Genomic DNA, 20,485 nt, shown 5'->3' on the forward strand with positions numbered 1-20,485 from the left:
TCACGAGACGACCGCCTGGGCGTCGTCGTCGTAGACGTTGAACCGGTAGCCCACGTTGCGCACCGTGCCGATCAACGACTCGAGGTCGCCGAGCTTGGCCCGGAGTCGTCGGACGTGCACGTCGACCGTGCGCGTGCCGCCGAAGTAGTCGTAGCCCCAGACCTCGCTGAGCAGCTGTTCACGGGTGAAGACGCGGGAGGGATGCGTGGCGAAGAAGCGCAGCAACTCGAACTCTTTGAAGGTGAGGTCGAGGGGGCGACCGTGCACCTTCGCCGAGTAGCTGGCCTCGTCGATGACGACACCGGAGGCGTGGATCTTCGAGCCGTTCTGCGACTGGGCGAGGCGACCGGTGACCAGTCGGATGCGGGCGTCGATCTCGGCGGGGCCGGCCGTCTCGAGGATGACGTCGTCGACGCCCCACTCGCTGTTGACGGCGGTCAGTCCGCCCTCGGTGAGCACCAGGACGAGCGGCACCGTGACGCCCGTGGTCCGCAGGATCTTGCAGAGCGACTTGGCGCTGGCGAGGTCGACGCGGGCGTCGACGAAGATCAGGTCGCTCGAGGGGGCGTTCACCAGTTGCGCGGGTTCGGCCGGGATCTGCCGGGTACGGTGGCTGAGCAGGGCGAGAGACGGCAGGACCTCGGGGCCGCCCGCAGACGTCAGTACCAAGAGCTGCGCCACACGACCTCCAGTGAATGTACTGTCGAGCAGTCTAAAACATGAGACCCCGCCACTCCGACCATCCGATGCTAGGGCAGGTCGGCAGAACGGCGGACACGAACGAGGGACGAACGGTGCAGACAGGCGAACGAGACGTCGACGCGACGACGGCACGGCTCAAGCCGATCACGGTCGTCCCGGTCTGGGCCGCCACGCTCGTCGTGGCCGTGCTGATCGGCCTGCGGTCGCCCGCCTCCGAGTACTGGGACCACGTCGTCCTGGCCCTCGGCGGGGCCATCGTCCTCACCTTCGTGCTGCAGCTCGCCACGAGCCAGAAGGACGGCCTGGTCTCGCGAACGATGCTCAGCACCTGCGGCAGCCTGGTGATCCTGGCCGTCGTGACGGGCGTCTTCGCACTCGTCTGAACGCCCGACCCCCGGCTCGTCTGAACGGTCGCCCCGAAGGGCTGGGCACGTCCGCGGTCGCCGGGTAGGCTCGACGGCATGGATTCCCTGCTCGCACTCGAGGTGTTCTACATCGGGCTCCTCGGCCTCGCCACCATCGCCATCGGCTTCGTCTCGGTCGTCGTCCTGCTCAAGTTGTTCAAGGGTCAGCGCTGACCGCTCCATGATCGACATCCCCACCGACCTGCCGTCCGAGCTCGTCCCCCTTTCCTGGTTGATCGGCGTCTGGCAGGGCACCGGCGTCGTCGACTACAAGATCGGCGAGGGCGACCCCGACTCCGAACCGGGCACCGAGCGTCGCACCCACGAGTTCGGGCAGCGCATCAGCTTCAGCCACGACGGCCTGCCCTTCCTCAACTACAGCTCGTTCACCTGGCTGCTCGACGACGAGCACACGCCACTGACGAGCGAGACGGGCTACTGGCGGCTCGAACGTCCGGCCGAGCCGGGTGACCGCGGCCCGGGCATGCTGCCCGGCGTCGGAGTCCAGCCCTTCACGTCGGCCCGGGCGGTCGAGATCCTCCGCACGCCCGACGACGGCTTCGGCCTCGAGGTGCAGATCGCCCACCCGACCGGCGTGAACGAGCTCTACCTCGGTCGGGTCAAGGGGCCGCGGATCGACCTCGCGACCGACGCCGTCGTCCGGTCGAGCAACGCGAAGGAGTACTCGGCGGCCACCCGCATGTACGGCCTCGTCGAGGGCAAGCTCTTCTGGGCGTGGGACATCGCGGCCCTCGGGCAAGAACTGCGCTCGCACGCATCCGGGCAGCTGGCGCGCGTTGACTGACGTCGCCGACGCGTCCCCCGACACCACGGGGCCCGTGGTCTCGCCCTTCTCGTCGCGCGACGGCTTCGTCGACGACGGCTCGGGCGTGGCGTCCCACTACGGCAATCCGCTCGGCGAACAGCGACTGCTCGCCCGGGGGGCGGCGATCGTCGACCTCTCCGACCGTGGCGTGCTGACCGTCACGGGGCCGGACCGGCTCAGCTGGCTCAACTCGCTGACGAGCCAGGCCCTGGTCGGTCTCGCGCCGGGCGTCTCGACCGAGACCCTGCTGCTCGACGCCAACGGCCGCCTCGAGCACGCCGCCCGCGTCCTCGACGACGGCGAGACCACCTGGCTGCTCGTCGACCGCTCCGAGGTCGAACCGCTCGGCACCTGGCTGGACCGGATGCGCTTCATGCTGCGCGTCGAGGTCGCCGACCGCACGGCCGACGTCGCGACGATCGGCTCGATGCACGACCTGCTCGACGGCCCCGACGGCTCCGACGGCCCCGACGGCTCCGCTCCGCTCGTCCCGGTCCTGACGTCACACGACACGGCGCTCGTGTGGGTCGACCCCTGGCACGAGGTCGCGGCCGGCGGTCACAGCTACGCCGACTCCGACCGTCACCCGGGTCACGACTGGACCTACCGCGAGAGCCTCGTCCGGCGCTCCGACCTCGACGCCCTCGCCGCGTCGCCGGCCGACCGGCTCGCCGTCGCGGGCACCCTCGCCCTCGAGGCCCTCCGCATCGAGGCCTGGCGTCCCCGGCTCTCGACCGAGGTCGACGAGCGGACCATCCCGCACGAGCTCGACTGGATGCGCAGCGCCGTCCACCTCACCAAGGGTTGCTACCGCGGGCAAGAGACCGTCGCCAAGGTGCACAACATCGGTCACCCGCCGCGTCGGCTCGTCATGCTCCACCTCGACGGCAGCGACGGCGTGCTGCCCCCGCGCGGTGCCGAGGTCGTGCTGGCCCCGGCCGCCGGCGGTGCCCCCGACGCGGCCGTCACCGCCGGAGGCGCGGTGTCCGATCCCGAGGCGACCGCACCCAAGTCGGTCGGGCACGTCACGAGCGTCGCCCTGCACCACGAGCTGGGCCCGGTGGCCCTCGCACTCGTCAAGCGCGGCACCGACGAGGCCGCACCGCTCGTCGTCGTCGTCGACGACCTGATGATCGCGGCCGCGCAAGAGATCGTCGTGCCCGCCTCGGCCGGTGCCGCCGCAGGCGTCCCCCGGTTGCCGCGCCTCGGCGCCGTCCGCCGCTGACGGCCTGGTGACGCGGTGCACCCGGGCCCGGTCGTGACCGGGCCGACGCGCGGCGGCGGGCTGCGACGCGGCTGGCACCGCGCCTCCTCGTCCTTCGACGTGCGCGACGCGACGGCGCGGACGATCGCGTCCGGTCCGGCGATCGTCCAGATCGTGCTCGCCGTGGCGGGGGCCTACGCCATCACGCACTACGGACTCGGGCACGCGGTCCCCCTGCTGGCCGTGACCGTCACGATCTCGTCGCTCGGCCTGGCCCGTGACGCCCGTCCGCGTCGGGTGCTCGAGAACGCGGTCGGCGTGCTCATCGGCATCGCGCTCAGCGAGGTTCTGCTCATGGTGGTGGGCAAGGGGCTGTGGCAGATCGCCCTGGTGCTGTTCGTGACGCTCCTCGTCGCCCGGTTCTTCTCGTCGAGCAGCGCCTTCGCGGCGGCCGCCGCGACCCAGTCGATGCTCGTCATGCTGCTGCCCGACCCCGACGGAGGGGCGTTCGTCCGCAGCATCGACGGCGCGGTCGGGGGAGCGGTGGCGTTGCTCGTCACGGCGATCGTGCCGCGCGACCCGGTCGGCCTGGCCCGCCACGACGCCCGGCGCCTGTTCGACGCCCTCGACCGGGCCTTCGCGGCGCTCGTCGGCGCCCTCCGCGCCGACGACGCCCCGCGGGCCGACGACGCCCTCGAGCGGTTGCGGTCGACCCAGCCGGTGCTCGACGACTGGTCGTCCACCCTCGAGTCCGCCGAGTCGATCGCGCGGCTGTCACCGTTCCTCCGCTCCCGGTTGCCCGACCTGCGGCAGCAGGCGACGGTCCGGCGCTACGTCGACCTCGCCGTGCGCAACCTGCGCGTGGTGGCGCGACGGCTCGACACGCAGCTCGGCGACGGCGTCGACCGGTCGGCCCTGGCCGACCTCCTCGAGTCGACCTCGCGCGCGGTCGCCGTGCTGGGCCGGTCGGTGCACGACGTCGAGCAGCGGCCCGTCGCCCGTGAGGCCCTGTCGGCCGTCGCCCGTCGACTCGATCCGACGGTCGTGCTGCCCGGGGCACCCGTGACCGAGGCGATGGTCGTGCTGATGCTGCGCCCGCTGCTCGTCGACCTGCTCATGGCCACCGGCCTGGACCACGACGAGGCCCGAGGCCGACTCGCCCACGTCTGAGGACACCCGCCCCGCCCCGCCCCGACCCGACCCGGCTCGCCCCGACCCACCCGACCGGGCTCGACCCGGCTCAGTCGCGCGGCGTCACGGCGGCCCAGGGCAGCGAGAGCTCGCCGAGCCGCCAGCGGGACCGCCCGCCGAGCACCGGCCAACCCATGTCGCGGAGCCCCTGCGCCGTCGCGAGCCACCGTTGGACCGGCCCGTAGACCGAGAGCGGGGCCGCCACCGCCCACTGCCGGTCGAGGTCGACGAGCAGGTCGTGCACGCGCTCACCCGGCACGTTGCGGTGGATCAGGGCCTTGGGCAGCCGTTCGGCCACGATCGAGGGCAGCTCGAGCCCGGCCAGGCGCAGCGAGATCGTGAACGTCGTGGGCCCCTCGGGGGTCACGTCGATCCAGCTCGCGACCCGCCCCACCTCGTTGCAGGTGCCCTCGACGAGGACGCCTCCGGGCTGCAGCCGGCCGGTCATCAACGCCCAGGCGTCGGCGACCTGGGACTCGTCGTACTGCCGGAGCACGTTGAACGCCCGGATCACCGCGGGTCGCCGGTCGCCGTCGAGCGGCACCTCGAAGCCGCCCCGCCGGAAGCTCACGCCCGGCCGCGCCGAGAGGCTCGCCAGCCGGACGCGCTCGGGCTCGATCTCGATGCCCACGACCTCGACGTCGTCTCGCACCTTCAGGAGGCGCTGGTGCAGTTCGAGAGGAGTCGTCGCGCTGGCCCCGTACCCCAGGTCGACGACCATCGGGTCGTCCGCCCGCCGGAACGACGGGTGCGCGGCGATCCAGCGATCGACGCGGCGCAGGCGGTTGGTGCCGGTCGTGCCGCGCGTGACGGAACCGATGGGCATGAGCCAAGTCTGCCATCGGGCCGTCGCGATACGCTGGCGGCATGACTTCGACCCTCATCCTCCTGCGTCACGGCAACAGCGAATGGAACGCGAAGAACCTCTTCACCGGATGGGTCGACGTGCGGCTCACCGAGCAGGGCCGCGCCGAGGCCAAGCGGGCCGGCGAGCTGCTGCGCGAGGCCGACCTGCTGCCCGACATCCTCTACACGTCGCGCCTGACCCGGGCGATCCAGACCGCCGACATCGCGCTCGAAGAGGCCGACCGGCTCTGGATCGACGTCAAGCGGTCGTGGCGACTCAACGAACGCCACTACGGCGCCCTGCAGGGCAAGGACAAGGCCCAGACGCTCGAGCAGTACGGGCCCGAGCAGTTCCAGACCTGGCGTCGCTCGTTCGACGTGCCGCCGCCCCCGCTCGACGACGACAGCGAGTTCTCGCAGGCGCACGACAAGCGCTATGCCGAACTCGGCATCGACGCGCCGCGCACCGAATCCCTCGCCCTCGTCATCGAGCGCATGCTGCCCTACTGGCACAGCGACATCACCGAGAGCCTGGCCGCCGGTGACGTCACCCTCGTCGTCGCACACGGCAACTCGCTGCGCGCGCTGGTGAAGCACCTCGACGGCATCGGCGACGACGAGATCGCCGAGCTGAACATCCCCACGGGCATCCCGCTCGTCTACGAGCTCGACGACGACTTCGTGCCCACCGGCCCGGCCCGCTACCTCGACCCCGAGGCCGCCGCCGCCGGTGCCGCCGCCGTCGCGAACCAGGGCAAGAAGTAGCGCCTCCCGACGTTCCCGCGCCCCGCGCCCCGTTCTCGGGGCGTGGGGCGCTTCGGCGTCCGGCACCCCCGGCACCCCCGGGTTCGGGGCGGTCGTCAGACGAACCGCTCGCTGATCTGCATGACCAGGTCGTCCATGTCGACGGGTGCGCTCGTGTCGACGCGGATCACGGGCCAGTCGCCGAGTGGCCCGGCCGCAGCGGCCCATGTCGGCCACGAGGCCCGGGCCGATTCGACCGTGCCGTGCGCCGGGTGACGGCCGCCGGACGCGAGCCGGTCGACCACGCGCTGCAGCGCGGTGTCGGGGTCGACGTCGCACCACACCTCGACCGTGCGGGGCGACCCGGCACGCTCGACGCCGGCCCGGGCGAACTCGAGGTCGCGCTCCCGGTGCCAGAAGGCGTCGACGACGACCCCCGCCTCGACCTCGCCCGCCATCGCCCAGACGGTGTCCATCGCGATGCCACCGAGGGCCTCGGGGGCGATCATCGGCCCGGCCAGGTCGACCAGCGCCTCCTTGACGGGGTCCTTCGCGAGCAGCGGGCATCCGAGCACCCCGGCGAGCGTGGCCGAGAGGGTGGTCTTGCCCGATCCGGGCAGACCGTTGACGAGGATCGCGACTGAAGCCATGCCCCCATCCTCGCGGACGACGCAGGCCGGACCGGACGCAGGAGGCGCGGTGCCCGTCGAACGGTCACCGCGCCTCCTGTGGTCCGAGGGTCGATCAGACCTCGGGCGCGACCCAGTCGCCGGTCGCGAGGTACTGGACCTTCTTGGCGATCGAGACGGCGTGGTCGGCGAAGCGCTCGTGGTAGCGCGACGCGAGGGTGGAGTCGACCGTGTCGACGGCCGCGCCCTTCCAGGTCTCGCCGAGCACCTTGTCGAAGACGCTGAGGTGCAGCTCGTCGATGCGGTCGTCGTCGTTGCGGATCTCTTCCGCCAGGCGGACGTCCTCGGTCGTGAGCAGCTCGGTGAGCTTGTTCGCGATGGCGACGTCGAGCTCGCCGAGCTCTTTGAACGTCGGACGCAGCGACTTGGGCACGACCTTCTCGGGGAACCGGTAGCGGGCGAGCTGGGCGATGTGCTCGGCCATGTCGCCCATGCGCTCGAGCGAGGCGCTGATGCGCAGCGCGCTGACCACGATGCGCAGGTCGCGGGCGACCGGGTTCTGGCGGGCCAGGATGTCGATGGCCAGCTCGTCGAGGGCGATGGCGCGCTCGTCGATCTTGTCGTCGTCGGCGATGACCTGCTCGGCCAACGAGACGTTCGACTCGTTGAAGGCCGTGGTCGCGTTCGCGATCGAGACGGCGACGAGGCCGGCGATCTCGACGAGACGCTCCTGCACCTCCAGGAGTTCCTGCTGGAATACCTCGCGCATGTCGTGTTCGACCCTCTCGTCGTTGGGGCTCGGTGGCCCTGGGAGCACGGTGGCTGTGAGCGACGTGCGGGACGCACGCTCGGCTCGTGACGTGGGGGCAGAGTCGCCCGCACAGTCCCGACGATGCTCTCCGGTGAAGGTTAACGACCGGTGATCACCGCCTGAACTCTGACCAAAGTACAGCGGATGGGACGACCTCCCGTTCATCCGCCCGCTGGGGGGTCACTACTGTGAACGACATGGAATCCGCCTGGCTGGTGCCGTTGTCGCTGGCCTTCGGGGTCGTCGTCGGCGCCGCGATCGTGGTGGTCGTCGTCTCGGCCCACCGACGAGCCGTGCGTGCCGCGGCACTCGTCGACGTCGCCCTGCCCGACGGCATCGACGCCGTGCTCGACGCACTCGAGTCGGCGGGCCTCGTGGTCGACCCGTCGGGCAACGTGCTCAAGGCCTCGGCGGCGGCACGTCAGCTCGGCCTGGTCTCGGCCCAACAGCACCTCGTGCATCCCGAGGTCGAGACGATCGTGGACGCGGTGCGTCGGCACGGCGACCCGGTGGTCGAAGAGCTCACCCTCCCGCGCCTGCCCGGCAGCGAGGCCACCATCGCCGTGCACGTGCGGGCTGCCGCACTCGGTGGACGATTCGTGCTGGTGCTCGCCGAGGACCGCACCGAGGGTCGTCGGCTCGACGACATGCGCCGTGACTTCGTCGCGAACATCAGCCACGAGCTCAAGACGCCGATCGGGGCCGTCGGCCTGCTCGCCGAGGCGCTGGAGTCCGCGTCGTCCGACCCCGAGCAGGTGCGCCACTTCGCCGCTCGGCTGACCCGAGAGGCCGGCCGCCTCGGCCGCCTCACGCAGGACATCATCGAGTTGTCGCGTCTGCAGGCGACCGACGCCCTCGAGACCAGCGAGTCGGTCGACGTGCGCCACGTGGTCGACACCGCCGTCGACCGCAACCGCGTGGGTGCCGAGGCGAGGGGCATCGACCTCGTCGTCCGGGGTGGCAAGCACGCGCACGTGATCGGTGACCAGGCGATGCTCGTCACGGCCGTCGACAACCTGGTCGCCAACGCGATCAACTACTCGCCGGACGGTTCGCGGGTCGGCATCGGCGCCACCCTCGACCAGGCCGGCGTGGTCGAGATCTCGGTGACGGACCAGGGCTACGGCATCCCCGACGACGAGCTCGACCGGGTGTTCGAGCGGTTCTACCGGGTCGATCCGGCCCGGTCGAGACGGACCGGCGGCACGGGACTCGGACTCGCCATCGTGAAGCACGTGGTGCAGAACCACGGCGGCGACGTGCGCGTCTGGTCGCAGGTCGGCAAGGGGTCGACCTTCACCCTGCGCCTGCCGGCGGCGGACGTCGACCCCGTCACCCGATCGATCCCGACCACGGCCGCCTCGGCACCCGAGCACCAGGAGACACGATGACCATGGAGACCCGATGACCCACATCTTGATCGTCGAGGACGAAGAGTCCCTCAGCGAGCCGCTCGCCTACATCCTGCAGCGCGAGGGCTACCAGGTGAGCGTGGCCGAGGACGGCCCGGCCGCCGTCGCGGCGTTCGACAAGACCGGTGCCGACCTCGTGCTGCTCGACCTCATGCTCCCGGGCATCCCGGGCACCGAGGTCTGCCGCGTGATCCGCACCAGGTCCCAGGTGCCGATCGTCATGCTCACCGCCAAGGACAGCGAGGTGGACATCGTGGTCGGCCTCGAGCTGGGTGCCGACGACTACGTCACGAAGCCGTACTCGACCCGGGAGCTGCTCGCCCGCATCCGGGCGGTGCTGCGCCGCCGCGTCGACCCCGACGACCTGTCCGACTCGATGCTCGAGGCAGGCGACATCCGAATGGACGTCGAGCGTCACGTGGTGACGGTCCGCGGGGACGACGTCGCCATGCCCCTCAAGGAGTTCGAGCTGCTCGAACTGCTCATGCGCAACGCCGGTCGCGTGCTCACCCGCGGTCAGCTGATCGACCGGGTCTGGGGTTCGGACTACTTCGGCGACACCAAGACGCTCGACGTGCACATCAAGCGCATCCGCTCGAAGATCGAGGCCGTGCCGTCCGAGCCGAAGGCGCTCGTGACGGTACGCGGTCTCGGCTACCGCATCGAGGCCTGATCCCGAGGGCGGGCCGTCGGCCCGTCCCCACCGCGCCGACGGCCCCGAGGAGGCGCGGTGTACGGAGTACGCGAGAGGCCCGGCACCGCACTCGGCGGGCCGGGCCTCTCGGCTGACGTGGCGGAGACGCTACGGCGTCGGCGACGAGGAGGGTGCCTGCTGGGTCGCCTCGGGCAACGGCGTCGACGACGGCGTGGCCTCGCCGGACGGCGTGGGCGAGGGCAGCAGGGTGGCGTACTCGCCCAGCGCTCCCGTGAGGACGGGCACGACGAACGACTTGCCGGTCTCGGTGCCGTACTGGACGAAGATCGTCACGAGGGCACCCGGGTCGGAGTCGAGGGACTCCATGAGGAACTGGTCCTGACCGGGCTCGGTGCCCAACGAGACCTGCGACGAGCCGTCGACGTCGACGGTCTGGGTCTTCTTGCCGTCGGTCGTGGGGTACTCGAACGAGACCTCGGCGGCCTCGTCGCTCGTGTTGAGCACGACCATGCTGAGGCTGGCGGTGCCGCCGTCGCCCTCGCTCGCGGTGAGGGCGATCGCGTTGCGCACCTGGATGTCGCCCACGTTGACGCTCGTGCCGTCGCTCGCATCGTACTGCTTGGTGGTGGCCTGGGGGCTGATGAAGTTGCAGCCGGCGGCGGTCAGGACGACCACGGCACCGACGGCGGCGGCCGAGACGAGCCGCGTCGTCAAGCCACGCGACTTCAGGGTTGGGGCTCGCACAGGTGTCCTCCAGGATCAGCGTCACGACAAACGTACGTCGTCCAGCTTATCCGCGCCCGCAGGGGTCGGTTCCTTAGGGCAGCCTTACCAACGACGGCTTATGGTATCCTGGGTGTCGCAGAATGGAGCCTGATTCATGCAGTTCGAGGTCGGCGAGACCGTTGTATACCCGCATCACGGGGCAGCGACAATCTCAGAAGTCAAGAAGCGGATCATCAAGGGCGAAGAGAAGCTGTACCTCAAGCTTCGCGTCACCCAGGGTGATCTGACCATCGAAGTACCCGCAGACAACGTCGACCTGGTCGGCGTGCGAGACGTCATCGGCAAAGAAGGGCTGGACCGCGTCTTCGACGTGCTCCGCGCCCCCTTCACCGAAGAGCCGACCAACTGGTCGCGCCGCTACAAGGCGAACCTCGAGAAGCTCGCCAGCGGTGACGTCATCAAGGTGTCCGAGGTCGTCCGCGACCTCTGGCGTCGCGATCAGGACCGTGGCCTCTCGGCCGGCGAGAAGCGCATGCTCGCCAAGGCTCGTCAGATCCTGATCAGCGAGCTCGCGCTCGCCGAGAAGACCGACGAAGAGAAGGCGTCGAGCGTCCTCGACGAGGTCCTTGCGTCCTAGCACTCCCGACGACCGCTCGGTCGACGACGGTGGGGTCCACACCCCGTCCGTCGCCGGTCGGGCGGTCGTCGTCGTTGCGGCCGGAAGCGGCACGCGCCTCGCCCTCGGCAAGCCGAAGGCGTTCGTCGAGGTGGCCGGGCGCAGCATCCTCGAACGCTCGCTCGACGCCGTCTTCGCCTCGGCCGTGCCGACGCAGGTCGTCGTCGTCGTGCCCGAGGCGCTCGTCGACGAGTCCCGCACCCTCGTCGACGCCCTCGCCGGCCCGGCCCGTGGCTACGCCTCCGTCGTCGTCGGCGGTGCCACTCGCCAGCAATCGGTCGCGGCCGGCCTGACGGCCCTGGGGCCCGACGTCGAGACCGTGCTCGTCCACGACTGCGCCCGGCCGTTCACGCCCACCGCCCAGTTCGACCTGGTCGCGACGACCGTCGAGGCGAGCGGTGACGGCGTCGTCCCGGGGCTGCCGGTCACCGACACGATCAAACGCGTCGACGCTGACGCCGCCTTCGTCGTCGACACCGTCGACCGCAGCGAACTCGTCGCCATGCAGACGCCGCAGGGGTTCCCGCGCGCCGCCCTCGACCACGCCTACGCGACGGCGTCCGTCGAGCACACCGACGACGCGGCGCTCTTCGCCGCCGCCGGTCACCGCGTCCGCGTCGTGGCGGGCGACCCCGTGGCCTTCAAGATCACCACCCCGTGGGACCTGCGCCGGGCCGAGACGATCGTCACCGAGACCGAGGCGACCCGGCCGGGTCCCGAGGCGAGCGGTGGACCGGCCCCGCGCCTCCTGACCGGGGTCGGCACCGACGTCCACGCGTTCGACGCGGCCCAGCCGATGCACCTCGGGCTGCTGCACTTCCCGGGCGAGGCGGGCCTCGCGGGCCACAGCGACGGCGACGCGGTCGCCCACGCGATCGTCGACGCCCTGCTCTCGGCCGCGGGCCTCGGCGACATCGGGTCGAGTTTCGGCACCGACGACCCCCGGTTCGCCGGGGCGTCCGGCGACGTCTTCCTCACGGCGACCCTCGAGCTGCTCGCGGCGGCGGGGGCCGCTCCGGTCAACGTCGCCGTCCAGGTCGTCGGCAACCGGCCCCGGCTGTCCTCCCGCCGCGTCGAGATGCAGGCGGGGCTGACGCGCGTGGTCGGCGCCCCGGTGAGCGTGTCGGCCACGACGACCGACGGGCTCGGCTTCACCGGTCGGGGCGAGGGCGTGGCCGTGATCGCGACGGCACTCGTCACGCGCGACGGGTCGTCCACGGGCCACGGGGCGTCCCCGGGCGACGCGACCGAAGCCGCGTCAAATAGGCTGATCACGTGACCATCAGGCTCTACGACTCCCGTCAGCAGACGCTCGTCGACTTCGTCCCGCTCGTGCCCGGCCAGGTCGGGCTGTACGTCTGCGGCCCCACCGTCCAGTCGTCGCCCCACATCGGGCACCTGCGCTCGGCCCTGGTCTACGACCTCTGGCGTCGGTGGTTCACCTACCGTGGCCTCGACGTCACCCTCGTGCGCAACGTCACCGACATCGACGACAAGATCCTCGCGCTGGCCGCCGACACGACCGAAGAATGGTGGGCGCGCGCCTACCGCTACGAACTCGAGTTCACCGCCGGCTACCAGGCGCTCGGCATCCTGCCGCCGACCTACGAGCCCCGGGCGACCGCCAGCGTCAGCGAGATGCAGCAGATCATCACGACGCTGCTCGAGAAGGGGCACGCCTACGTCGCCCCGGACGGCTCGGGCGACGTCTACTTCGACACCGCCGCCTGGCCGACGTACGGTGCCCTGACCAACCAGTCGATCGACGACATGGCACCCGCGGCCGACGCCGACCCGCGGGGCAAGCGCGACTCCCGCGACTTCGCCCTCTGGAAGGGCCACAAGGCCGACGAGCCCGAGTCCGCCTCGTGGGCCTCGCCCTGGGGTGACGGGCGACCCGGCTGGCACATCGAGTGCTCGGCGATGTCGGCCCGCTACCTCGGCGAGGCGTTCGACATCCACGGCGGCGGGCTCGACCTGCGGTTCCCGCACCACGAGAACGAGCTGGCGCAGTCGACCGCGGCCGGCATGGGCTTCGCCTCGTACTGGATGCACAACGGCCTCGTCGCCGTCGAGGGCCAGAAGATGTCGAAGTCCCTCGGCAACTCGATCTTCGCCGCCGACTTCCTAACGCAGGCCCGTCCCGTCGTCGTCCGCTACTTCTTCAGCGCCGCGCACTACCGGTCGACCATCGACTACCACGAGGGCGCGCTGCTCGAGGCCGAGGCCGCCCTCGACCGCGTCGAGACGTTCCTCGAACGGGCTCAGCGTCGCCTCGCCGACACGCGCTTCGCCGGGGTCGGTGCCCGCGTCGTGCCCGACGAGTTCGGCGAGGCGATGGACGACGACCTCAACGTCCCCCAGGCCGTGGCCGTGCTGCACGACACGGTGCGCGCCGGCAACGTGGCCCTCGACGACGGCGACCTCGACACCGCCGCGCGCTCCTGGCAGCACGTGGCCGCCATGGTGGCCGTGCTCGGCATCGACCCGACGGCGCCCGAGTGGCGCGCCGGTGACGAGGTCGACGCGCACCGCGCGCTCGGCACGCTCGTCGACGTACTCTTGGCCGAACGCCAGCAAGCCCGGGCCGATCGCGACTTCTCGCGGGCCGACGAGATCAGAGGCGTCCTGACGGGCGCCGGCATCACCATCGAAGACACCCCCAGCGGGTCGCATTGGAGCCTCGAACAGTGAAGAACACCAGCGGAGCACGCAAGGGCCGTCCCGGCAGCAGTGCCGTGCGTCAGGGCAGCAAGGGCAAGCAGGTCGGCAGCGGCGGCCAGGGGCGTCAGGCGCTCGAGGGCAAGAAGCCCACCCCCGCGGCGGAGGACCGCCCGTACCACCCCGCGGGCAAGGCCAAGGCGGCGCGCGAGCGACTCGAGGCGGCCCGTGGTCGTGGCGGAGCCGGCCCCCGTGCCGGGTCGCCGATCGCCGGTCGCGGCGGACCGGACGCCCCCCGTCGTCGCCCCAAGTCGGCCGACGACCACGAGATGGTGACCGGTCGCAACTCCGTCGTCGAGGCCCTGCGGACGCGCATCCCCGCCACGACGCTCTACATCGCCGCCCGCATCGAGATGGACGAGCGCACGAAGGAGATCCTGCAGCTCGCCACCCGCCGCGGCCTGCCGATCCTCGAGGTCATGCGCCCCGAGCTCGACCGCATCACCGGGCACGACTCCGTGCACCAGGGCGTCGCGCTCAAGGTGCCGCCGTACGAGTACGCGCACCCCGTCGACATGCTCGAGGCCGCGGTCAAGCGCCAGCAGAAGCCGCTCTTCGTCGCGCTCGACGGCATCACCGACCCGCGCAACCTCGGAGCGATCATCCGCTCGGTGGCCGCGTTCGGCGGGCAGGGCGTCATCGTCCCGCAGCGTCGTTCGGTCGGCCTGACGGCGTCGGCCTGGAAGACCTCGGCCGGTGCGGCCGCGCGCATCCCCGTCGCGATGGCGTCGAACCTGACCCAGACCCTCAAGTCGTTCAAAGAGCAGGGCGTGTTCGTCGTGGGCCTCGACGGTGACGGCGACGTCATGCTGCCGGGGCTGGAGCTCGCCGACCGCCCGATCGTGGTCGTCGTCGGCAGCGAGGGCAAGGGCCTGTCGCGCATCGTCGCCGAGACCTGCGACGCGATCGTGTCGGTGCCGATCACCGGTGCCGTCGAATCGTTGAACGCCGGCATCGCGGCCTCGGTCACGTTGTACGAGATCTCGAAGCTCCGCGCCGAGCGCAAGAAGAAGTAGCGAGGGCGCCCGCGAGACGCGGGGCCTCGAGGAGGCGCGGGTCGGCTGGTCGCCGGCCCGCGCCTCCTGCGTTCTCAGACCTTGCTGCGCCAGTCCTCGTCGGCGTCGGCCTCGTCGGCCTCGAGCTGGGCGGCCTCGGGCAGCGTGAGGGACTCGGTCGCGGGCTCGATCACCATCTGCTCGTCGCGACGGTGGCGCAGCACGTCGTTGATGTACGAGGTGAGGGCCTCGGCGATGGGCACGTCGCGGTTCTCGGCCTGCGACTGGTACCAGCGGTGCTCGAGCAGCTGGTGGAAGACCTCGGCGGGTTCGAGCCGTCCGCGCAGGTCGCGGGGGATCGAGCGCACGACGGGCTCGAAGACGCGCGAGGCCCATTCGTGGGCGATCATCTCTTCGTCAGAGTCCGACTGGTCGGTGCGCATGCGGTACGCGTCGAGGTCGTTCAACAGTCGACGGGCCTGGTTCTCTTCGACGTCGAGGCCGGTGAGTCGGAGCAGGCGGCGCGAGTGGTGCCCGGCATCGACGACCTTGGGCTGGATCTTGACCTGGCTGCCGCCCTCGGCCGTCTTGATGGCCAGTTCTTCGATGTCGAAGCCGAGGTCGTTCAGGCGCTCGACGCGGTCGTTGATGCGCCAGCGCTCCGAGCTGTCGAAGGTCTCGGCCCCGGTCAGTTCGGTCCAGAGGCTGCGGTACGCGGCGACGATGCCGTTGCTCACGTCGACCGGGTCGAGGTTGTCGTCGAGGCGACCCCCGGCCTCGAGGTCGAGCAGTTCGCCGGCGATGTTCACGCGGGCGACCTCGAGGTCGTTCTCGCGCTGCCCGTTCGAGAGTCCGCCCGGGTAGAGCTTGCCCGTCTCGGCGTCGACGAGGTACGCCGCGAACGCACCGGCGTCCCGGCGGAAGAGCGTGTTCGACAACGACACGTCGCCCCAGTAGAAGCCGATGATGTGCAGCCGGACGAGCAGGAGGGCGAGCGCGTCGACGAGGCGACGAGCCGTGTCGGGGCGCAACGTCTGCGAGTACAGCGCCCGGTAGGGGAGCGAGAACTTCAGGTGGCGCGTGACGAGCACCGGGTTCAGCGGCGACCCGTCGGCGTCCTGGCGGTTGGTGATGACCGCGAGCGGGTCGACGCACGGGATGTCCATGCGCTGCAGCGTGCGCAGCATCTCGTACTCGCCGCGGGCCATCTCGCCCGACGTCTCCTTGATGGCGATGACGAAGCCGCTGAGGTGCGCGAACCGGACGAGGTGGCGCGAGATGCCCTTGGGCAGGGTCGCGATGGCCTCGTCGGGCCACTCCTCGAGCGGGAGGGCCCAGGGCAGGTCGAGCAGCGCCGGGTCGGCCGTGGCCGAGGTGATGTTGAGGGAGTCGGGCATGAGGGCCTCTCGTGCGGGGGAGCGCCGCCTGAGGCGAGGCGGCGGGGGTGGTTCGGGAGGCGCGGGGCCGGAACGCGGGACGGCCCGCCGGGCCGATCGGAGGAGTGCTCCGAGCGGACTCGACGGGCCGACCCGACGGGGTGCTACGCGCTGACGACGGCCTTGTCGCCGAGGCGCTCGCCGCTCTCGGTGTCGAAGACGTGCACGTGGTGCGCCTGCGGGGTGACGTAGATCGTCTCGCCCAGCTTGGGGTGGTTGCGACCGTCGACGCGGACGACGACGTCGACGCGGTTGCCGTCGACCTCGGTGTGGCCGTAGAGGTACCCGTCGGCGCCGAGCTCTTCGACGACGTCGACGGTGACCGCGAGCCCCTCGCCGGTCGTGTTGACCACGACGTCCTCGGGACGCACGCCCACGGTCACGCTCTTGCCGTTGGCCTGGCCGACGGTGTCGCGGTCGACCGCGGTGACGGCGGTGCCGAACTGGATGCCACCGTCGACGACGTCGGCGGGCAGCAGGTTCATGGCGGGCGAGCCGATGAAGCCGGCGACGAAGACGTTCTGCGGCTTCTCGTACAGGTCGCGCGGCGTGCCGACCTGCTGCAGGACGCCGTCCTTCAGCACGGCGATGCGGTCGCCCATGGTGAGCGCCTCGGTCTGGTCGTGCGTGACGTAGACCGTGGTGACGCCCAGTCGGCGCTGCAGCGACGCGATCTGGGTGCGGGTCTGCACGCGCAGCTTGGCGTCGAGGTTCGACAGCGGCTCGTCCATGAGGAACACCTGGGGCTGACGCACGATGGCGCGGCCCATGGCGACGCGCTGACGCTGACCACCCGAGAGGGCCTTGGGCTTGCGCGAGAGGTAGGGCTCGAGGTCGAGCAGCTTGGCGGCCTCGAGGACGCGGGTGGCCCGCTCTTCTTTGCCGACGCCGGCGATCTTCAGGGCGAAGCCCATGTTCTCGGCGACCGTCATGTGCGGGTAGAGCGCGTAGTTCTGGAAGACCATCGCGATGTCGCGGTCCTTCGGCGGGACGTCGGTGACGTTGCGGTCGCCGATGTAGATGTCACCCGAGTTGACCTCTTCGAGGCCTGCGAGCATGCGCAGGGTGGTCGACTTGCCGCAGCCGGAGGGGCCGACGAGGACGAGGAACTCGCCGTCGGCGACCTCGAGGTCGATGCCGTCGACCGCGGCGCGGGTGCTGCCGGGGTAGAGACGAGTTGCCTTGCTGAACGTGACTGACGCCATGATCTTCTCCTTCACCGGCAGGTACGTGCCGGACGATCCGTTGTGAATGGACGGTGATCAACCTCAGAGGTCTGCGGTGACCACCACCGATCAGCATGCCATGAAAATCTCTCGGATCGCCACGGGAGCGCCTCTTCTCCACCCGCTCTCGCCCGCACCTGGCGGACTTCTGCCAGGCTCGCCTCGTACCATGTTTCGTGGCCACGACTCGTGGCGACCGTCCCCACCACCCGCTCGACGCGACCATGCGAGGCCGTCGCGCACCGGAGCCCCATGACTGACCTGAATCCCGACGACTCGTCGTTGACCAAGAACCAGCGGCGCGCGGCGGCCCGCCAGAAGGCCCAGCTGGCGCGCCAGAAGCAGAAGCGGCGCCAGCGCGCGGGCAAGTGGGCGCTGCAGGGCGGTCTCGCCCTCGTGGTGATCGCGATCGTCGTCGGCGTCGTGCTGGTGATCACGAACAGCATCCGCCCGGCCGGCCCCGGCCCCGCCAACATGGCCAGCGACGGCATCAAGATCGGCCAGGGCTTCGAGGCCGTGCAGACCGGGGCCCTCGGCCCCGACGACGAGCCCACGGCGTCGGCGTCCACGGCGTCGAGCGACACGGTCGACATCGTCGTCTACCTCGACTACCTCTGCCCCATCTGCGGCGAGTTCGAGCAGGCGAACAACGACTACATCAGCGGCCTCGTCGAGTCGGGGGCGGCGACGGTCGAGTACCACCCGGTCGCCATCCTCACGAACCAGTCCCTCGGCACGAAGTACAGCAACCGGGCGGCCAACGCGGCGGCCTGCGTGGCGAACTACTCGCCGAACTCGTTCTTCGACTTCAACACCGCGATGTTCGAGCAGCAACCCGAAGAGGGCACGCGCGGTCTCGACGACTCGCAGCTCGCCGACATCGCGACCGGCGTCGACGGGGTGACGAAGGCGAGCGACATCACCAGGTGCATCGACGACGACGAGTTCGGGTCGTGGGTGACGGCGGCGACCCAGCGGGCCATCGACGGTCCCTTGCCGAACAGCGATCTCGACGCCCTCACGGGCACGCCGACGGTCCTCGTCAACGGGCAGAAGTACGACGGCAGCCGTCCGTTCACGGTGCAGGAGTTCCGCAGCTTCGTCGTGACGGCGGCCGGCAACAGCTACACCGAGTCGGGCACGGCCAGCCCGTCGCCGACCCCGACCGAGTCGGCTCCTGCCGAGTCGGCCCCGGCCGAGACGCCGGCCGGCTAGGTCGTCATGCGGGGGTGCGGAAGCACCCCCGTGCGGTCCCGGGCGGCCACGGGCAGCTCGTGCAGCACCACGTCGCGCACCTCGCCCGCGTCGAGGGTCAGCGTGAGGTAGGTGGCGTGCGGCTGGCGACGCCGGTCCGTGGGCGACCCCGGGTTCAGCAGGCGCAGGCCCGCCGGGGTCGTCGTGTCCCACGGGATGTGGCTGTGCCCGAACAGCAGCAGGTCGGTCTCGGGGAAGTCACGGTCCATGCGTCGCTCGCGCGCCTCCTTGGCTCCCGTCTCGTGCACCACGGCGAGACTCACGCCCTCGATCGTCGTGCGGGCCACCTCGGGCAACCGGGCGCGCAGCGCGTCGCCGTCGTTGTTGCCCCAGACCCCGACCAGGAGGCGCGCGCGGGCCTCGAACTCGTCGAGCAGCGGTTCGCCGGTCCAGTCGCCCGCGTGCACGACGACGTCGGCCCTCTCGACCGCGGTCCACACGGCACCCGGAACGGCCTTGGCCTTCTGCGGCACGTGGGTGTCGGACACGACGAGGACGGAGGTCGGCATGCCTCCCACGCTAGGCGCGCGTCGGGTCGCGGGGGCACCGATCCGGCCCGATATTCTCGTGACGGGGTTGGCTGTCCTAGTCGGGCCGATCACCCCCGACGCCTCCGTCGGCACACCGGCACGCGGCCGTGCCCTTCCCGGCGCCCCTCTCGACCCCCGCACCCCAGAAACGAGGACGACACCGTGGCACTCTTCCGCAGCCAAGAAGCCGAGGTGGCCAAACAGGACGCCGCCGTCCGGCACTCCCTCTGGGCCGACGCGTTCGGCACGCTCGCGACGCGCGCCGTGCAGATCATCGCGGTGCTCGTCGTCGCGATCGGCGTCATCTACGTCTTCCTCAGCCTGAGCCTCGTCACCCTGCCGGTGCTGCTCGCGCTGATCTTCGCCTCGGCCATGCTGCCGGTCGTCGCCTTCCTGCGGCGCCACAAGGTGCCCTCGGTGCTCGCGACCCTGATCTGCCTCTTCGCCGTGTTGATCATCCTCGGGCTCGTCGCCTGGCTGATCGTCTGGGCCGTCGAGAGCCAGGCCAGCTCGCTCGCCGACTCGGCCACCTCGGGCTTCAACAAGCTGCAGGACTGGGTCACGACCCTTCCGTTCTCGATCAGCGACCAGCAGATCGACGACGTCCGCAACACGGCCGTCGACTTCGTGACGAGCTCGCAGTTCGGTTCGGGCGCACTCGCCGGCGCCTCGGCCGTGGGCAGCTTCGCGACGGGCCTCGTGCTGATGATCGTCGTGCTGTTCTTCTTCCTCAAGGACGGCCCGGCGATCTGGGAGTTCCTGCTCCGTCCGTTCAAGGGTGAGAACTACGCCCGCGCCCGTCGCATCGGCGACAAGACGGTCACCACCCTCGGCGGCTACGTGCGCGGCACGGCGACGGTCGCCGCCGTCGACGCCATCGGGATCGGCGTCGGCCTCTGGATCGTCGGCGTACCGCTGGCCCTGCCGCTCGCGGTCATCGTGTTCCTGACGGCGTTCATCCCCCTCGTGGGCGCCACGGCCGCGGGCATCCTCGCGGCGCTCGTCGCCCTCGTCGCACTCGGCCCCGTCCAGGCGCTGATCGTCGTCGGCATCGTGGTCGTCGTGAACCAGCTCGAGGGCAACTTCCTGCAGCCGGTGCTGATGGGCCGCACGTTGCAGCTCCACGGCCTCGTCATCCTCGTCGCCCTGACCGCCGGCACGATCCTCGGCGGCGTCGTCGGGGCCGTCATCGCCGTGCCGCTCATGGCCGTCGTCTGGGGCATCACCCAGGTCTGGAACGGCGACCACCAGCCGGCCGAGATGTTCCGCCAGAAGCGGCCCGAAGAGGTCCGCTAGCGCTCACGGGCGAGGCGGGCCCCGCAGGAGGCGCGGTGCGAGGACGACTCGCACCGCGCCTCCTGCGCGTCCGCGGTCGAGAGCCCCCCTCGCGCGGGCGTTCGAGAGAAATGTGCAGAAACTGCACTCAAATGGTTGCGGATCGTCAACGAAAGCGTATGGTTGACATTCGGCAACCAACGGACCCGGCCAACGGCGGTC

General features: G+C 70.9%; 21 protein-coding genes. 13 read left to right on the top strand and 8 right to left on the bottom strand.

Features of this window, described 5'->3' with window-relative positions:
- Window positions 1-681 (bottom strand): winged helix-turn-helix domain-containing protein, encoded by a 681-nt coding sequence (locus QRN23_RS03215; RefSeq protein WP_056043227.1) that lies wholly within the window; start codon window positions 679-681, stop codon window positions 1-3.
- A gap of 113 nt (window positions 682-794) precedes the next feature.
- Here QRN23_RS03215 and QRN23_RS03220 point away from each other — a divergent pair, with 113 nt between their 5' ends.
- The 4 genes from QRN23_RS03220 to QRN23_RS03235 all read left to right on the top strand — a co-directional run bounded on the left by QRN23_RS03220 (window position 795) and on the right by QRN23_RS03235 (window position 4,306).
- A complete protein-coding gene (locus QRN23_RS03220; RefSeq protein WP_056043223.1) occupies window positions 795-1,085 on the top strand; it encodes a hypothetical protein in 291 nt (96 codons plus the stop codon).
- Window positions 1,086-1,287: 202 nt separating this feature from the next.
- Complete coding sequence (locus QRN23_RS03225; RefSeq protein ID WP_043597230.1) at window positions 1,288-1,911, top strand: heme-binding beta-barrel domain-containing protein; 624 nt, start codon at window positions 1,288-1,290, stop codon at window positions 1,909-1,911.
- Window positions 1,904-3,157 (top strand): CAF17-like 4Fe-4S cluster assembly/insertion protein YgfZ, encoded by a 1,254-nt coding sequence (ygfZ, locus tag QRN23_RS03230; protein WP_502874801.1) that lies wholly within the window; start codon window positions 1,904-1,906, stop codon window positions 3,155-3,157. The genes QRN23_RS03225 and ygfZ overlap by 8 nt, the downstream gene beginning before the upstream one ends.
- 33 nt (window positions 3,158-3,190) lie before the next feature.
- Complete coding sequence (locus tag QRN23_RS03235) at window positions 3,191-4,306, top strand: FUSC family protein (RefSeq protein WP_285062510.1); 1,116 nt, start codon at window positions 3,191-3,193, stop codon at window positions 4,304-4,306.
- Between the two features lie 70 nt (window positions 4,307-4,376).
- Here the strand turns inward: QRN23_RS03235 and QRN23_RS03240 are convergent, their stop codons facing one another.
- Entirely contained in the window at window positions 4,377-5,153 is a 777-nt protein-coding gene (locus tag QRN23_RS03240; protein ID WP_285062512.1) for a class I SAM-dependent methyltransferase, read from the bottom strand.
- Between the two features lie 41 nt (window positions 5,154-5,194).
- Here QRN23_RS03240 and QRN23_RS03245 point away from each other — a divergent pair, with 41 nt between their 5' ends.
- Window positions 5,195-5,938, top strand: a complete 744-nt coding sequence (locus tag QRN23_RS03245; RefSeq protein ID WP_159827656.1) for a phosphoglyceromutase — start codon at window positions 5,195-5,197, stop codon at window positions 5,936-5,938.
- 95 nt (window positions 5,939-6,033) lie between these two features.
- Here the strand turns inward: QRN23_RS03245 and QRN23_RS03250 are convergent, their stop codons facing one another.
- Window positions 6,034-6,567, bottom strand: a complete 534-nt coding sequence (locus QRN23_RS03250) for a P-loop nucleotide/nucleoside kinase family protein (RefSeq protein ID WP_159827653.1) — start codon at window positions 6,565-6,567, stop codon at window positions 6,034-6,036.
- A gap of 94 nt (window positions 6,568-6,661) precedes the next feature.
- Window positions 6,662-7,315, bottom strand: coding sequence for a phosphate signaling complex protein PhoU (phoU, locus tag QRN23_RS03255; RefSeq protein WP_043597221.1), 654 nt, complete (start codon window positions 7,313-7,315; stop codon window positions 6,662-6,664).
- 239 nt (window positions 7,316-7,554) lie between these two features.
- Between phoU and QRN23_RS03260 the strand changes: the two genes are divergently transcribed.
- Window positions 7,555-8,748, top strand: coding sequence for a sensor histidine kinase (locus QRN23_RS03260; protein WP_056044479.1), 1,194 nt, complete (start codon window positions 7,555-7,557; stop codon window positions 8,746-8,748).
- Window positions 8,749-8,761: 13 nt separating this feature from the next.
- Window positions 8,762-9,442, top strand: coding sequence for a response regulator (locus QRN23_RS03265; protein WP_056043202.1), 681 nt, complete (start codon window positions 8,762-8,764; stop codon window positions 9,440-9,442).
- Window positions 9,443-9,571: 129 nt separating this feature from the next.
- Here the strand turns inward: QRN23_RS03265 and QRN23_RS03270 are convergent, their stop codons facing one another.
- A complete protein-coding gene (locus tag QRN23_RS03270) occupies window positions 9,572-10,138 on the bottom strand; it encodes a hypothetical protein (RefSeq protein WP_200412678.1) in 567 nt (188 codons plus the stop codon).
- 166 nt (window positions 10,139-10,304) lie between these two features.
- On the opposite strand from QRN23_RS03270, the gene QRN23_RS03275 reads away from it, so the two are divergent.
- Genes QRN23_RS03275 through rlmB form a run of 4 tightly spaced genes read left to right on the top strand, consistent with a single transcriptional unit; the run spans window position 10,305 to window position 14,563 of the window.
- Window positions 10,305-10,787, top strand: a complete 483-nt coding sequence (locus QRN23_RS03275) for a CarD family transcriptional regulator (protein ID WP_043597211.1) — start codon at window positions 10,305-10,307, stop codon at window positions 10,785-10,787.
- A complete protein-coding gene (gene ispD / locus QRN23_RS03280; RefSeq protein ID WP_285062519.1) occupies window positions 10,777-12,105 on the top strand; it encodes a 2-C-methyl-D-erythritol 4-phosphate cytidylyltransferase in 1,329 nt (442 codons plus the stop codon). Before QRN23_RS03275 ends, ispD begins: the two co-directional genes overlap by 11 nt.
- Window positions 12,102-13,520, top strand: a complete 1,419-nt coding sequence (cysS, locus tag QRN23_RS03285; RefSeq protein ID WP_285062520.1) for a cysteine--tRNA ligase — start codon at window positions 12,102-12,104, stop codon at window positions 13,518-13,520. Before ispD ends, cysS begins: the two co-directional genes overlap by 4 nt.
- Window positions 13,517-14,563: a 23S rRNA (guanosine(2251)-2'-O)-methyltransferase RlmB gene (gene rlmB / locus QRN23_RS03290; RefSeq protein ID WP_056043187.1), complete on the top strand. Its 1,047-nt coding sequence runs from the start codon at window positions 13,517-13,519 to the stop codon at window positions 14,561-14,563. The genes cysS and rlmB overlap by 4 nt, the downstream gene beginning before the upstream one ends.
- A 74-nt stretch (window positions 14,564-14,637) precedes the next feature.
- Here rlmB and QRN23_RS03295 read toward each other — a convergent pair whose 3' ends face one another.
- The gene (locus tag QRN23_RS03295) at window positions 14,638-15,939 is read right to left on the bottom strand and encodes a DUF4032 domain-containing protein (RefSeq protein ID WP_056043184.1); all 1,302 of its coding nucleotides are present in this window, start codon (window positions 15,937-15,939) and stop codon (window positions 14,638-14,640) included.
- Between the two features lie 143 nt (window positions 15,940-16,082).
- Window positions 16,083-17,183, bottom strand: coding sequence for an ABC transporter ATP-binding protein (locus QRN23_RS03300; RefSeq protein WP_043597318.1), 1,101 nt, complete (start codon window positions 17,181-17,183; stop codon window positions 16,083-16,085).
- Between the two features lie 273 nt (window positions 17,184-17,456).
- Between QRN23_RS03300 and QRN23_RS03305 the strand changes: the two genes are divergently transcribed.
- Window positions 17,457-18,419 carry a DsbA family protein gene (locus tag QRN23_RS03305; RefSeq protein WP_159827640.1) on the top strand — a complete coding sequence of 321 codons (963 nt, stop codon included), beginning with the start codon at window positions 17,457-17,459 and terminating at the stop codon, window positions 18,417-18,419.
- Here QRN23_RS03305 and QRN23_RS03310 read toward each other — a convergent pair.
- Window positions 18,416-18,967, bottom strand: a complete 552-nt coding sequence (locus QRN23_RS03310) for a metallophosphoesterase family protein (RefSeq protein WP_285062525.1) — start codon at window positions 18,965-18,967, stop codon at window positions 18,416-18,418. The two genes, QRN23_RS03305 and QRN23_RS03310, sit on opposite strands and share 4 nt — an antisense overlap.
- 183 nt (window positions 18,968-19,150) lie before the next feature.
- On the opposite strand from QRN23_RS03310, the gene QRN23_RS03315 reads away from it, so the two are divergent.
- Window positions 19,151-20,284: an AI-2E family transporter gene (locus QRN23_RS03315; RefSeq protein ID WP_159827634.1), complete on the top strand. Its 1,134-nt coding sequence runs from the start codon at window positions 19,151-19,153 to the stop codon at window positions 20,282-20,284.
- The last annotated feature ends 201 nt before the right edge of the window (window positions 20,285-20,485 follow it).

Origin of the sequence: Frigoribacterium sp. ME-P-080 (assembly GCF_030209595.1) — a bacterium.
In the GTDB taxonomy this organism is placed as follows: domain Bacteria; phylum Actinomycetota; class Actinomycetes; order Actinomycetales; family Microbacteriaceae; genus Frigoribacterium.